Source organism: Bacillus sp. RSS_NA_20 (assembly GCF_020165915.1).
Lineage (GTDB): Bacteria > Bacillota > Bacilli > Bacillales > Bacillaceae > Bacillus > Bacillus altitudinis.
Map to the genome: position 1 here is coordinate 759,157 of NZ_JAIUKW010000005.1, position 13,748 is coordinate 772,904.

Sequence of the window (13,748 nt, forward strand, 5' to 3'; positions counted from 1 at the left end):
AAACGGCACAGTCTCAGCGTCATGCTGGGGCTTTTTTATTTGCTCTAAATATTATTTTTCCATACTTATTTTTAAGTCTTCCTTTCTCATTCTTCACTATTTACCTCTTTTTAAAAATGAAAGCGTTATATTAGTATGATATTCATAAAAATGATTGTTTTTTCTGAAAATGGTCTTGTGATCTAATCTGACAACTGCTATTATTATGAAATTACAAAATATTAGAGGAGGAAAACATGAACAAAAAACTGATACTGGCGCTACTCATCGCGATTCCATTCATAGGACAGCTTGCACTGCTCCCCTTTGTGAATCGTATTCATCCATTTGTCATCGGGATACCTTTTTTCCACTTCTGGCTCTTACTATGGATTGTACTCACACCCGTTTGCACATTTATCATTTACAGGATGCAACATTCAAATGGAGGAACTGACGAATGCAAGGAAACTTAACAGCTTTATTGATTACTGCAAGTATCATTTTCATCGTCGTGATCATCGGTTTTGCCGCTGGTCGTGATAAATCATCAAGACAATCAGTCGAAGAATGGTCTGTTGGCGGGAGAAAATTTGGTGGGCTTCTCGTCTGGTTCCTTGTTGGCGCAGACTTATATACTGCTTATACCTTTTTAGGGCTCACAAGTACAGCTTATACAGCGGGAAGTGTTGCTTTTTTCGCTATCCCCTATTCAGTTCTTGCTTATTTTATTGCATATTTCTTCTTACCAAAACTTTGGACGGTTGCAAAAAATCACAAGCTGACAACACTTGCTGATTATGCACGTGAACGATTTGACAGTAAACTGTTATCCAGTTTGATTGCCATTGTTGGTGTACTCATGCTCATTCCATACATTTGTCTTCAGCTCAGCGGGATTCAAGATACGTTAACTGTCGCTGGAACGAGTTATATTAATGTGAATGCAGTTGTTATAATTTCATTTATTTTAGTTGCACTTTATACATTTTTCAGTGGTATTAAAGGTCCTACATATACAGCCATTATTAAAGATATTCTTGTTTGGGTGATCATGCTCTTTATGGTCGTTTCCCTCCCGATTATTCATTTTAACGGCTGGACCCCAATGATGAATACGTTAGCTAAGGAAGCCCCACAGCTTCTGACGATTCCTGAAGGCGGGCCTAAAGGCATTTTGTGGTTTATTACCGCATCAGGTGTTTCTGCACTCGCATTATTTATGTGGGCACATGCAGCAACTGGCGTTTTCACTGCAAAAAGCGCAGATGCCATCCGTAAAAACAGTATGTTTTTACCTCTTTACAACATTGTATTGATTTTGGTCATCTTCCTTGGCTTCATTGCCTTTTTAGTCTTACCGGAAGATACAAATCCAAGATTTGCTCTTCTTCATTTAATACAGACGTCATATGGCGGCGTGATGCAGGGGCTTGCGTATTCAACGATTGCACTTGCTTCTCTCATTCCATGTTCGATCATGGCCATTGGGGCATCGAATTTATTTGCCAATAATTTGTACCGTGATTTAATCCATCCAAATGTGTCACCTAAAAGATTGACCATGATCACTCGTTCAATGGTATTTATCGTTATTGGGCTGGCTCTTTTATTCGGTATGCTGTTCCCGACTGCGCTTGTCACGCTTCAGCTGATCGGTGTTTCTGGAATGGTTCAAATTTTCCCAGCCATTGCCATCAGCTTATTCTGGAAAAAACAATCTAGAGAAGCAACGATCGCAGGGCTCATCGTAGGAATTATCGTGACCTTTACAGCGAATATGACACAAATGACATTCGGCCTTTATGAAGGCTTTCTCGGCTTACTAGCAAACGTTGTGGTCATCTTGATATTGAATCCATTCTTCCAGAAGAATGTCGCATCTAATTCTGTGACAAGTGATTTGTTTGAAAAGAATGGTAAAACAACGGAACCTGTGGCTAACAAAGCGTAACACAAGAAAAAAGCAGTCCCCTGATAAGGACTGCTTCAGCGTGTAGACAAACCCTCGCATTCTTTGTCAGTCCTGCGTGCTGGTGCTCACGAATGTCAAATTCGCTCCGCTCCAGTACTCGTCCTTCCTAGACTTCAAAGGTTTTCTATCACGCTGAGCTGAAAAGAAGACAAAGGGCTAAAATAAAGTTCATTTTAGCCCTTTGTCAACAATTTGAAGCAGTCCCCTGATGAGGACTGCTTTTTCTATTTCATTTCTTTTTTCAACACTTCAATGGCTTTTTTCATTTGCGTGTCATTTTTCTTGAGCTTATCTTGGATGTTTGTCATCAGTACCGTCGTTGTGTCCCCTGTCAGAATACCATCAGCCTTTAGATCGTGATCTGATTGGAAACTTTTCACGATCGACTGGAATGCTTGATCATATTCTCCATTGGCTTTTGCTTTGTAGCCAAGCGCTTGGAACATTTTTTGAGCCGCTTTGACTTCATCTCCATCATCATTCAGTTGATACGTCTTTTTCGGACTTAAGTATGGCAGCTTCGCATAACTCGGCAGAGATGCTTTCACCTGTGGCTCAATTCCTTTTTTGTGAATCCAAGACCCGTCTGGTGTCAGCCACTTGGCAATGGTTAATTTCACACTAGAGCCATCATTGTAGCTTTGCGCATTTTGAACAGTCCCTTTACCAAATGTCTTTTCTCCAACAAGTTGAATGCTAGAGGATTGGTGCAGAGCTGCCGCCATGATTTCAGCAGCACTCGCTGAACCGCCGTTTACAAGAACAACTGTCGGCTGATGAACTTTGCGTTCTTTTTCCGCTTTGTACACTTGTTTCTTTCCTTTTTCCTCAACCTGCATAATGACTTTTCCTTTATCGATAAAGTCATTGCTCATTTCAATTGCTTCTGTCATAATACCGCCTGGATTATCTCTCAGATCAATGACAAAACCTTTTGCCCCTTTTTTCTCGAGGTCATCAATCGCTTTATCTAACTCTTTAGACGTGGTTTCAGCAAAAGAAGTGATTTGGATTTCACCTATTTTATCTTTTGTTAGTTTTGCATACACCGTTTCAAGTGGAATCGTATCTCTTGTGATCGTCACATCCACATTTCCAACACCTTGTCGGTTCAAATGCAGTTTGACATCCGTTCCTTTTTTCCCTCTGATAAGAGAAACGGCTTTATTCACTGACATGCCTTTTGTACTTTTACTATCCACTTTTAAAATACGATCATGAGGTTTCAAACCAGCTTTTTCAGCAGGAGAGCCTTTAATCGGTGCGACAATTAAAATTTGTCCATCCTTCTCTTCTACTTGTGCACCAATTCCTTCAAATGAAGATGAAATCGTGTTGTTAAATCCTTCGGCTTCCTCCTGATCCATATATGTAGAGTATGGATCATCAAGTGATGCAATCATTCCTTGAATCGCACCGTCTACTAGTTTTTGATCATCCGTTTTTTCGTAATACTCGTTTTTTACCTTCGTATATGCAGCCATGAGTTTACTAAACTTCTCATCTCCTGAAACGCTGACAGCACCTTGTTTTGTGATCACAAATGTAATCGCTGAGGAAAGCGCTGCTGTCACCAGAATGGCTATCACGAACTTGAATTGTTTTTTCAAAAAAACACCACCTTTATCTCCTTTCATTATTATCAAGGACGATTCTTCATCCGTCAACCAAAGGATCAAACTTCTATTTGAAAAGATAAGCCATTTCGCCTTGCAATGCATAATCTTTAGAGAGAAACATGATAAAGAAAGAAGGGATTCCATGAGTGACTATGTAGAAATGCTTGCCTATTTTGGTGTATCAGGTGCCCATCCTGGCGGAATTGAGCTAACAAAAACGATGATTGAGCATCTTCACTTGGCGTCTGACGATCGTATACTGGATGTTGGATGCGGCACAGGACAAACAGCCGCCTATCTAGGACATTTAGGTTATGAAGTAGAGGCGATTGATACACACCCTTTGATGATTGAAAAAGCCAATCTGCGATTCGAGCGGGAACAACTACCTTTCCGTGCACAGCAAGCATCGATCGAACACCTGCCATTTTCAGATGACTCGTTCTCTCTACTGATCAGTGAATCTGTTTTAAGTTTCACCCATTTACCTGCTGCGCTTGCTGAGATCAAACGGGTGCTTGCTCCTGGAAAACAATTGATCGCAAATGAGGCTGTGTTAAAAGTGCCGCTCCCCTCAAAAGAACAGGCAACCATTCGGGAGTTTTATGGGTTTCACTCCCTCTTTTCATTTCCTGAATGGAAAAAACAGTTAGCGTCCGCAGGATTCCGTGACATTCAGATTCTCTCATTTGATGAACACATGGTGCAGGAAGAGCCGACCGAAATGGAATTATCAGATCAAATACCACCTTCTCTTTATGATACATTACAGACACACTATGACCTGATTCAAACACACCGAGAACATCTGAGTCACCTTGTATTTGAATGTACAGTATAAAATGAGCGAATCTCCTATATGTTTTGTCCAAACTCTATGAAGTCTTTCGCATAGGATAAGAGTGAAAAGAGTTTGTCATAAGGAGGAAAAACATGGAGCGCTACTATAAACTTTGTCAGCAGCATATGGGGAAAGTAGCTAGAATTACTGATCGAAATGGCAGAGTACATGTTGGACGTATTGAGCGGGTGTCAAACCGCAAAGTTTATATCCGACCAGTCGGCGGGTCCCGCAGGGGCTTAGGCTTTGGCTATTACGGAGGTTATTACGGAGGCTATTATGGCTGGGGTCCAGCTTATGGCATTGGACTCGGTTTTATTACCGGCTTCGCATTAGCAGGTTTGCTCTTTTTTTAAAACGGCGTATAAAAGAAGGCCTCCCAGCTTCGGGAGGCCTTTTATTTGTTTATATTTTCTTCACTTTGTTCATATACTCTTCGAATGTTAAATCATGATCGTGCATCGCTTTTGCAGCTTCTTTCCCTACATAGCGCAAGTGCCACGGCTCATATTCATATTTCGTGATGTCTTCTTTCCCTTTTGGATAACGGATGATAAAGCCATATTTATAAGCGTTTTTGGCTACCCATTTACCATCAGGTGTTTCACCAAATTTTTCAGAGATTTCAAAGCCGGCACTTTTTGAGGAAATATCCATAGCTAAACCTGTTTGATGTTCACTTTCGCCTGGTAAGGCTACGGCTTCTTGGGCTTTTTCTTTCCCTTTTAGTTTCACTTCACTATCAAAAATGACTTTTTGACGATCATAGGAACGATAGCCCGATACTGCAGCAAGCTCAAAGTTTTCCTTTTTAGCACCTTTGAATAACTTCGCAAGTGCCTCCGCTGCTTCTTTTCGAATATATCGTTTTTCAATATCCTCTGAAAAAGAGAATTCCACTTTTGGTACAACGAGATCAGAAGGTTTATAGGTTCCTGGCAGTGCATATTCTTTGTTCACTAAAGCAAGCACATTTTCAGGGTTTTGAATGGTCTTCAGTCCGCTCACTACCTTGATGTCATTGAAATATTCACTCTTTAACGTCAGCTCTTGATTAGATGAATCTGCCGTATCGTTTGAGTTTTGCTGGGATGATGAACTTGCTGCGTTCTTTTGTTCGTTTGTTTTGTTAGATTCAGTGGTACCGCTTTTCTGATCCAGCAACTGGCAGCCTGATAATGCGGCCGTCAAACCAAGAATCGATGCGATTGAGAGTATTTTATAGCTTTTCTTCATGACATACCTTCCTTTTGCTCTACTAAAAAAATAAAGATGCGCTACATCGTAGCACACCCTTTATACTATTATAAAACAGAATCTAGTGCAATTAAGATCATTTCGTCAAATGTCGTTTGACGCTCTTCAGCAGTTGTTTCTTCTCCTGTTAGCACATGATCGCTCACTGTCAGAATCGACAACGCTTTTCTGCCAAATTTTGCAGCAAGCGTATAAAGAGCCGTTGTCTCCATTTCGATCGCTAGAATTCCATATTGGTCCATCAGCTCAAGTGGTTTTTCATTATAAAATTGGTCTGCTGTAAATACATTCCCAACACGCACAGCTACATTTTTCGCTTCTGCTGTGTCGTAGGCTTTTTTCAGTAAACCAAAATCAGCACATGGTGCGTAATCAATCGGTCCAAATGCCACACGGTTCATTTGAGAATCTGTTGATGAGGTTTGAGCTAAGATGACGTCACGTACATTGACATCTTTTTTGATCGCTCCGCAAGAACCAACACGGATTAAGTTTTGAACATCATAGCTTTGGATCAGCTCATTCACATAAATCGAAATAGACGGTACGCCCATTCCAGTACCTTGTACAGAAATGCGTTTTCCTTTATATGTTCCAGTATAACCATACATGCCGCGCACTTCGTTATAGCACACAACATCTTCTAAATATGTATCTGCAATATATTTCGCACGAAGCGGATCGCCTGGCAGCAATACCGTTTCTGCAATTTGTCCTTTTTCTGCTCCAATATGTACACTCATTTTTTAGCCTCCACTTACGTTTAACATGTGTTTAGTCCCATTTATTATAAACGATTGAGATCAAAAAAGAAAATACCAGCTGAAAGTAAAGCTGGCATCGTCGTTTATATTTAACTCATCGTCATTAGGCGTTCACTGCGTTTCCATCCTGCCGGAAAGAGCTGGTAGTAGCACTTCCCTTTTTTCTGGTCATCAATCACAACGATATCCCCTGTTGTGATAAACCGTGCATTGTAATCATTAGGGACTGTATCTTGTACATTAAATGTCGAGAATGCTTTTTCTAGTACATCAAGGTGTGTCCTGCCGCCAATCTTTGTCCGGTACACAGGCTGATGTCCGCTTTCTGCACCATATTCAGGTGTTTGATAAATGGTTAAGTGATAAGCTGAAGGTTTCTTTTGAAAAAATCTCAACGTCAATTGCATTCAAATCCCTCCCCTTTTATATAAAATTGGCTGGGATCTATGAATTTCCTTCTTCTATTTTTGTCGAATGACGGACAATTTTTCGTCAATCTTTTTACATATGAGAAATAAAGCTAGTCCTATCGCAAAGCCCCCTGCTACATCAGTGACATAATGAACACCGATATACATCCTGCTGATGCCGATCATCAGCACATAGCACCCTGTCACCATGTAGACTGCTTTTTGTCTCTTTTTCAGCCACGGAACCATTTCAATGAATAGATAGGCGATAAATGGATAGATCGTTGCTGCATTCATAGAATGTCCGCTCGGAAAGCTGTAATAGGTCTCATTCACTAGATGATCAAAGGCTGGACGCTCTCTAGCAAACAGTCCTTTCAGTTCATGATTGACCGTTTTTTCTGCTATATATAGTAGAAAAAGCAGCATAATAGAGTGGTAGCGTTTATACATAAACAGCACCACGCTAAAGATGAGCATGATTGGGACAAGCAGCGCACTGATACCAAAGTCAGTCAAAGTCAGCATGACATCATTTAAAAAAGGAAGTCTGATGTTTTCAAACGATAAGATGATCTGGTTGTCCAACTCCTGGAACATGCCAGACACCATAAGCGCTGCGATGGCGCCAAACAAAAGGAAAAAAATGATGACATACACGCGAACCAATTCCCCTCCCTTTCTACTCAGAATCTCTTCAAAGTATAGTGCCTACCGCGCCTCTTCTTCAACTATCATTGCTTTCCTCAGCATATATTCAAATGTAATATCGGCAAGCTCAAACGTTTCCAGCTCAGATGGTATGTACCCTCTTTTGACCAGCTCCGTGTAGAAGAATTCTGCAATTTCCTCTGTATCAATCACCAAATCTGCTTCTTTCATTGCTTTCCGCCTCCTTTTTTATGATGTATGAACGCTGCCTTATTTTTATTACAGTTTGTCATAATGGCTCATTCCATACATATAAATGCAGTAAACGAAAAGAAAAGGGGCATGAGGCAATGAAATGGTTAAGCATTTTAGATGGACATACTTTTGATCAGGTGATGGGCCGTATCTTGAGGGGATGGTTTTATGTGATTGCTTTTTTCTGTGTTCCTTACTTTTTATTCGTGTTAGGACAAGTCTTCTTTTAACCAAAATGCTCGTTTAAACTTTCCAAAATAAAGTCCATCATATCCTTATATTCTGGGTCTTTGAAAAATTCATAGAGAATTTTATAATCATTGTAAATATCAAGAAGCTCATCCACTATAGATACAGCGAGAAATTCTAGTGATGCTTCGCTTTCTTGTTTCTCTTCTAACTGTAATAGAGCGGTTTGCACCATATCTTCCTCTATTTCTTTTGAGGTTTCTCCAACGTAATGCACAAAAAGAAGCTGATGAACAAACTGATCCATCTCATATTTTCTTAGGACAAGCGTCAAGTCTTCTTCTTCTGTTTCCAGCCATTCTCCGTCTTTTAACCTTGTCAGTTCATAAATGACATCTTCCCAGCCATCTTCAAGGTAGCGCCATATCTCAGTCCGATGGCCAATGATTTTAAATAGCTCTTTCCCGTAATCCTTTACATATACAACATCGCCAATGAGGAACTCATATTCAATGTCCAGCTTTTCTGTATCTACAATCACCCCGTCGTATTCATCGTAAAGCTGGAGTGATGTTTCAAAATAAAGCACCTCATTATGATTGACCTCATATAGATAATGTTGGTCAATTTGATGGACTTTTGTTATCGTTCCAACTGTGCCGTACATGACAACGACGACAATATCCCCTACTTTATATTTTGGTGCTTTCGCCTTCATTCTGTCTCCCCCTTGCCCGACTTTTGGTCTTAACGTATCGTATGCCGGCGCAAGGAATTCTGCATGGGCAACCACACCATGCAAAACGCCATTTTATTTCTTCATGAAAAAACCGCTTCTTCCATACGGAACAAGCGGTTGTGTGTGTTATTTTTTTTTGACTTCTACTTCGTATTGCTCAAAAGCCTCATCAAATGTCGTCATGGAGCTTAAATAGTCCCCATTTAACTCTAAATAGGCACATAGCTCATGATAATCAGTGGATGCTTTAGGAAAGCTGTGATCTTCATAAGCAGCATTTGCAAAATGACTGATGTCATCCTTTGGTTTTGGATGTCTGTACTTCATTAAATAATGGTAAAACGACTTCACCTGTTTTTCCCTCCGCGACACTCTATTTTGTTGTTATATTATACAGGAATTTGATGACTTGTATAGGCGGAGGTACAACTTATGAAGAAAAATCAAAGTAATTACGCTTTAATAACCGCTCCATGCTCATTAATTCTTCATATAAGATTTTTTCTGGAAGTTTTGTTTGATCGACTAAAATTAATTGATCTTCTATCTCTTTTACTGTCTCATCCTTCTGATACGTCATCCCGCAATGCGTGCAAGAAATCGAAGGCGTTTCCAAAATCTCAATCGATTGTGTGCCCGTGATGAGTTCCCAATAGACTGTGGTCTGTCCTGCGTTCGCTTTCTTCTCCTCACACCAATCACATGTCAGCAACGTTATTTCTCCTCCTTTACGGTTTGTTCTTTTTTGAGCTGGGCTTGATATTTCTTCTCTTTTAATTCATCTCGTTTTTCACGTTTGTTTTTGAGCGTATCATGTTCAGGATTCGTTTCATAAGACTCTCTTCGTTTCATTCGGCTTAAATTTTCAGGCGTAAAGGATCTTGCTTCATCTTCAAATAGAGCAGTTATGCCAATGGCGGGTTCTTTCTTTTCTTCATAGATTTCATTAAAATACGCATCTGCTTGGCCTGCGACGTAATGTTCTGGCTCCGGATAAGAGGTGATCACACCTTCAAAGTTACGCAGGACCACTTTCTCTGGGCTTTGAGATAATAAATAATTTGGCTGTAAGGTGATCTTACCTCCGCCGCCTGGCGCATCTACAACAAAGCTTGGCACGGCATAACCACTCGTATGTCCTCTTAAGCCTTCAATGATTTCAAGGCCTTTTGAAACTGGTGTTCTAAAGTGGCCGATCCCCTCTGATAAATCACATTGATAAATATAATAAGGTCTGACGCGAATCATGACGAGATCATGCATCAGCTTCTTCATAATTGGCACACTGTCGTTAATTCCTGCTAGGATCACCGCCTGATTGCCAACAGGGACGCCAGCATTGACAAGTCGCTCACACGCTTCTTTTGCTTCTTTTGTGATTTCAATGCTTGTATTAAAGTGAGTGTTCAGCCAAACAGGATGATATTTTTTTAAAATCTCACACAATTCATCTGTAATTCGCTGCGGAAACACGACCGGTGCACGTGTTCCAATTCGAATGATTTCAACGTGAGGAATGTCTCGTAAGTTTTTCAAAATGTATTCAAGCACTTGATCATTAATTAACAGCCCGTCACCGCCTGAAATTAACACATCCCGCACTTCAGGGGTTTCTCTAATATATCCAATGGCGGCATCTAATTGCTTTTTCGGCACGCCCATCCCGATCTGACCGGAAAAGCGCCTTCTCGTACAATAGCGGCAGTACATGGAGCACTGATTTGTGACAAGAAACAGCACACGATCTGGGTAGCGGTGCGTTAAACCCGGAACAGGTGAATCCTCATCTTCATGGAGCGGATCTTCGAGGTCATATTTTGTTTTATGAAGCTCTTCTGCAATCGGTACAGACTGCATACGGATTGGGCATCTTGGATCGTCTGGATTCATCAGTGAGGCATAGTAGGGTGTTATGTTGAGTGGAATGGTTTTCGTGGAAATCTTCACCCCTTCTTTTTCCTCTTCTGTTAAGTTCACGACTTTTTCTAAATCTTCAAGCGTTTTGACCGTATGCGTCAGCTGCCAAATCCAGTCGTTCCACTTTTCCTCGGGTACGTCCTTCCAAAGTTCAATGTCCTTCCAATGTCGCGCAGGTTGATACAGTTTTTGATTCATATCCATTCCCCCTATCAGCATTCACTTTATACTATGCAAGTTATGTGCCAACATGGGAAAATGCCCCTATTCTTTACAAAAGGAGCTTTTCCGTCACATTCACCTGTTTGAAGTGCCTACTTTTCGGCATCTGTATATTTTTTTAGTTTATACTGCAATGTTTGTCGAGGAATCTTTAAAGCGGCTGCTGTTTGCTTAATATTCCCTGCGTGCTGTCTTAAAGCTTCTTGAATCAGCGTTTGTTCAAATGACGTCACTTGACTTTTTAATGAGGACTCTGGTGGATGACTTTCTATCTGATGCGTCCGCAAATGGGCAGGGAGATATGCTGGGGTGATTTCTTCTGCTTCCTTTGGCATCATCAAGACGGCATGCTCGATCGTATGTTTTAATTCTCTGACATTCCCTGGCCACTGATGGGCCATAAATACTTGGACAGTTTCTTCTGAAAGGCGGTTGACGTTTTTTGAAAATTGCTGATGATACGTTTGAATAAAGTGGCGGGATAACAGCTGGATATCATGCTTCCTTGTGCGAAGCGGCGGGATATGAAATGATGACACATGCAGTCTATAAAATAAGTCTTCTCTTAACATTTGTTTTTTAACGGCTTCAAATGGGTCGATATTGAGGGCAGTAATCACTCTGACATTTACTTGAACCGCCTTTGCATCACCTATCCGGCGGACAACACCATCCTCTAACACACGCAGTAATTTTGTTTGAAGCGTAAGCGGCATCGCTTGCAGTTCATCAAGAAAAAGCGTACCGCCATCTGCTAATTCAAACAGCCCCTTGCGATCTATTGCGCCCGTATAACTTCCTTTGACAGACCCGAATAAAAGACTTTCAAGCAGCGATTCTGGAAGAGCAGCGCAGTTTTGCGGGATAAAGACTTGATCTTTCCGATCAGATGCATGAACAATCGCTTGTACGAGTACCTCTTTTCCTGTCCCAGTTTCCCCGAAGACCATAACCGACGAAGGATATGCAGCAGCTTTTTTCGCTTTCTCCAGCATCTCTTTTAAGTGTGGATCATTTGTTAAAAATGAAGAAAAATCGAGCATTTGAGTGGTCTCCACGGCACCATCCGTTCGTTTTTTTTGATCTAAACGATTCGAAAGCGCCGACAGCTTCGACACATCCTTCGCTACTTCTACCGCCCCAATTAACTTGCTGCCTTCCATAATGGGCAGTGTGGTGTTGACGGTCTCAATTTTTTCTCCATTTTTATTCAAATAGGTTTGCAACGAATGATAAATGGGTTTTCCTGTTCTAAGTACATGCATGAGTGTACTTGTCTTTTCAGTTAATGAAGGATACACATCCAGTATGTACTTGCCAATCACTTCTTCTTTCGCTAAACAGTCGAACTTCGCTGCATTATGATTATAAAAGATGGTGACCCCTTGATCGTCTACAACGTGAATCGCTTCATCGATGGCTTCTAAAATTAATTCAAACCAATCCGCTCTTTCGACAACCTTCCCCACTATTTCTCCCTCACTTTCTATGCTGAAAATTCGGCACTGTATTGCCCAATTTTCAGCGGCTTGATGATGTTCAACGTGTTCCCCTATCCTTTTCACGATTCGCTTTTTCCTGTCGATCTCCTGCTTTTTTCATCTATTCTAAAAAAAGCACCCCTCTTAGGAGGAGTGCTTTCGCCCTGACGTTTGATAAAGAGACAAATCAAATTCCTGAAGAGACTCCATATACAGCGGCACAATTGGCTTTCCTTCTTGAAAAAATGCAAATTGAGAAGGTTGTAGTTTGATTGGCTGATGGTAAAACGCAAATATTTTCACTACCTCAGGGACAATTCGGCAAAAGGTATCATGCACAAATAAATAGACATCTTGTTTCCATTTAAACAGCCGTCTATTTGGTGGGCTGAATATTGGAGATACTTGAATGATGCTGCCTTCCTCAAACGTCTCCAGCTGCTGTTTTGTGACCGTGTAAATCTCCTTTTGATGAAACTGAAAATATTGCACATCACGTCTTGAAGCAAACCGTCTTTTTGTCTGATGTTCAATATAATAAAATGTTCTGCCGTTATCTGCAGTGACGACTGTATAATTCGGAACTGTCAGCGGCTCGTTCATTTCATATTTCATCGTACATAAGGAAGGAACACGAATCGCACGCCTGTTCTTTTCATTCACCCAGCGCTTGTCAATTAGATGAAGACATCCGTGAGCGATTTGATAATAAGCGCCATCTCTTTCAATCACAGTTCCGTCAATTAAATCGTAGGGCATACTCGCAAACATATGATGGAATGATTGTGGCGTTTTATATGTGGTATCAAGTACTTCTTGTAATGGAAAGAACGCAGCAAAATGATTCAGTCTCATCCAAAACACAGAGTCAGCATGATGCCAATGTTTTGGTTCGTCGGCCCAGTATTGTCCGTATTTTTCATGAATAAGCGAAAGCAGCCGGCTTCTATGCATAACAGAGCAATGGTCGACTTGAAAAGATGCATGCTCCAACACTTGATCTGCTTTTCGAACGAAGCTCGCCGTTTCCACCAAATGCTGATTCACATGCACGACACGCTGCGAGGAATAGACGATATCTATGTGAGGCTTCGATTGAAAAACCTCGACCATTTTCTCTAAACGATCTTTTCTGTAGACTGTATCATCAGTTACATAACAAACCAGCTCACCTGTTATACGTGTTAATGCTTCATTAATTAGCGTTGCATAACGTACAGTCTTCAGCCGGTTTGCAGGATGAATTTGGTGAGAATACAATTGAATGCGCTTATCCTCTAAATAAGGCTGCATCTTTTGGATCATTTCTTGTTCAGAGCCATCATCCATGATCAAAAGCTCCCAATGCTGATACGTTTGTTCTACCACACTCTTTAGCACACGTTCAATGAAATCAGGTTTGTTGTAGCTTGTTAATATCACTGATACTTTCATGACCATTATCCTTTT

The 13,748-nt window shown here is 40.9% G+C and carries 17 protein-coding genes; 5 read left to right on the forward strand and 12 right to left on the reverse strand.

All coding sequences use genetic code 11. The annotated features are described in order from the left end of the window. Positions 1-236 precede the first annotated feature (236 nt). Both LCD32_RS09290 and LCD32_RS09295 read left to right on the forward strand, forming a co-directional pair. Complete coding sequence (locus LCD32_RS09290) at positions 237-455, forward strand: DUF3311 domain-containing protein (RefSeq protein WP_224563658.1); 219 nt, start codon at positions 237-239, stop codon at positions 453-455. After that, entirely contained in the window at positions 440-1,933 is a 1,494-nt protein-coding gene (locus tag LCD32_RS09295; protein ID WP_224563660.1) for a sodium:solute symporter, read from the forward strand. The genes LCD32_RS09290 and LCD32_RS09295 overlap by 16 nt, the downstream gene beginning before the upstream one ends. A gap of 245 nt (positions 1,934-2,178) precedes the next feature. Here the strand turns inward: LCD32_RS09295 and LCD32_RS09300 are convergent, their stop codons facing one another. Continuing rightward, complete coding sequence (locus tag LCD32_RS09300; protein WP_008346456.1) at positions 2,179-3,564, reverse strand: S41 family peptidase; 1,386 nt, start codon at positions 3,562-3,564, stop codon at positions 2,179-2,181. Between the two features lie 151 nt (positions 3,565-3,715). Between LCD32_RS09300 and LCD32_RS09305 the strand changes: the two genes are divergently transcribed. Together LCD32_RS09305 and LCD32_RS09310 are read left to right on the forward strand one after the other, a co-directional pair. Continuing rightward, positions 3,716-4,414 (forward strand): class I SAM-dependent methyltransferase, encoded by a 699-nt coding sequence (locus LCD32_RS09305; protein WP_035703277.1) that lies wholly within the window; start codon positions 3,716-3,718, stop codon positions 4,412-4,414. Positions 4,415-4,506: 92 nt separating this feature from the next. Next, a complete protein-coding gene (locus LCD32_RS09310) occupies positions 4,507-4,770 on the forward strand; it encodes a hypothetical protein (protein WP_017359682.1) in 264 nt (87 codons plus the stop codon). Positions 4,771-4,819: 49 nt separating this feature from the next. Here LCD32_RS09310 and LCD32_RS09315 read toward each other — a convergent pair whose 3' ends face one another. The 5 genes from LCD32_RS09315 to LCD32_RS09335 all read right to left on the reverse strand — a co-directional run bounded on the left by LCD32_RS09315 (position 4,820) and on the right by LCD32_RS09335 (position 7,727). Then, complete coding sequence (locus tag LCD32_RS09315; RefSeq protein ID WP_007500752.1) at positions 4,820-5,650, reverse strand: D-alanyl-D-alanine carboxypeptidase family protein; 831 nt, start codon at positions 5,648-5,650, stop codon at positions 4,820-4,822. A 68-nt stretch (positions 5,651-5,718) separates the two neighbouring features. Beyond that, the gene (gene deoD, locus LCD32_RS09320; protein WP_007500754.1) at positions 5,719-6,414 is read right to left on the reverse strand and encodes a purine-nucleoside phosphorylase; all 696 of its coding nucleotides are present in this window, start codon (positions 6,412-6,414) and stop codon (positions 5,719-5,721) included. Between the two features lie 110 nt (positions 6,415-6,524). Next, a complete protein-coding gene (locus LCD32_RS09325) occupies positions 6,525-6,842 on the reverse strand; it encodes a YodL domain-containing protein (RefSeq protein ID WP_007500756.1) in 318 nt (105 codons plus the stop codon). A 54-nt stretch (positions 6,843-6,896) separates the two neighbouring features. Next, entirely contained in the window at positions 6,897-7,505 is a 609-nt protein-coding gene (locus LCD32_RS09330) for a phosphatase PAP2 family protein (RefSeq protein WP_017359684.1), read from the reverse strand. A 51-nt stretch (positions 7,506-7,556) separates the two neighbouring features. Continuing rightward, the gene (locus LCD32_RS09335; RefSeq protein WP_008346445.1) at positions 7,557-7,727 is read right to left on the reverse strand and encodes a YozD family protein; all 171 of its coding nucleotides are present in this window, start codon (positions 7,725-7,727) and stop codon (positions 7,557-7,559) included. A 119-nt stretch (positions 7,728-7,846) separates the two neighbouring features. On the opposite strand from LCD32_RS09335, the gene LCD32_RS19255 reads away from it, so the two are divergent. After that, positions 7,847-7,981, forward strand: a complete 135-nt coding sequence (locus LCD32_RS19255; RefSeq protein ID WP_017359686.1) for a hypothetical protein — start codon at positions 7,847-7,849, stop codon at positions 7,979-7,981. Here LCD32_RS19255 and LCD32_RS09340 read toward each other — a convergent pair. The 6 genes from LCD32_RS09340 to LCD32_RS09365 all read right to left on the reverse strand — a co-directional run bounded on the left by LCD32_RS09340 (position 7,978) and on the right by LCD32_RS09365 (position 13,739). After that, positions 7,978-8,658 (reverse strand): hypothetical protein, encoded by a 681-nt coding sequence (locus LCD32_RS09340; protein ID WP_008346441.1) that lies wholly within the window; start codon positions 8,656-8,658, stop codon positions 7,978-7,980. The genes LCD32_RS19255 and LCD32_RS09340 overlap by 4 nt on opposite strands. 147 nt (positions 8,659-8,805) lie before the next feature. Next, positions 8,806-9,030 (reverse strand): YozE family protein, encoded by a 225-nt coding sequence (locus LCD32_RS09345; protein WP_008346438.1) that lies wholly within the window; start codon positions 9,028-9,030, stop codon positions 8,806-8,808. Positions 9,031-9,109: 79 nt separating this feature from the next. Next, positions 9,110-9,391, reverse strand: coding sequence for a YokU family protein (locus LCD32_RS09350; protein ID WP_008346437.1), 282 nt, complete (start codon positions 9,389-9,391; stop codon positions 9,110-9,112). 2 nt (positions 9,392-9,393) lie between these two features. Then, positions 9,394-10,794: a lysine 2,3-aminomutase gene (gene ablA / locus LCD32_RS09355; protein ID WP_008346434.1), complete on the reverse strand. Its 1,401-nt coding sequence runs from the start codon at positions 10,792-10,794 to the stop codon at positions 9,394-9,396. A 116-nt stretch (positions 10,795-10,910) separates the two neighbouring features. Further along, positions 10,911-12,287: a sigma-54 interaction domain-containing protein gene (locus LCD32_RS09360; RefSeq protein WP_065460575.1), complete on the reverse strand. Its 1,377-nt coding sequence runs from the start codon at positions 12,285-12,287 to the stop codon at positions 10,911-10,913. A 156-nt stretch (positions 12,288-12,443) separates the two neighbouring features. After that, positions 12,444-13,739 carry a glycosyltransferase family 2 protein gene (locus LCD32_RS09365; protein WP_065460577.1) on the reverse strand — a complete coding sequence of 432 codons (1,296 nt, stop codon included), beginning with the start codon at positions 13,737-13,739 and terminating at the stop codon, positions 12,444-12,446. Positions 13,740-13,748: the final 9 nt, after the last annotated feature.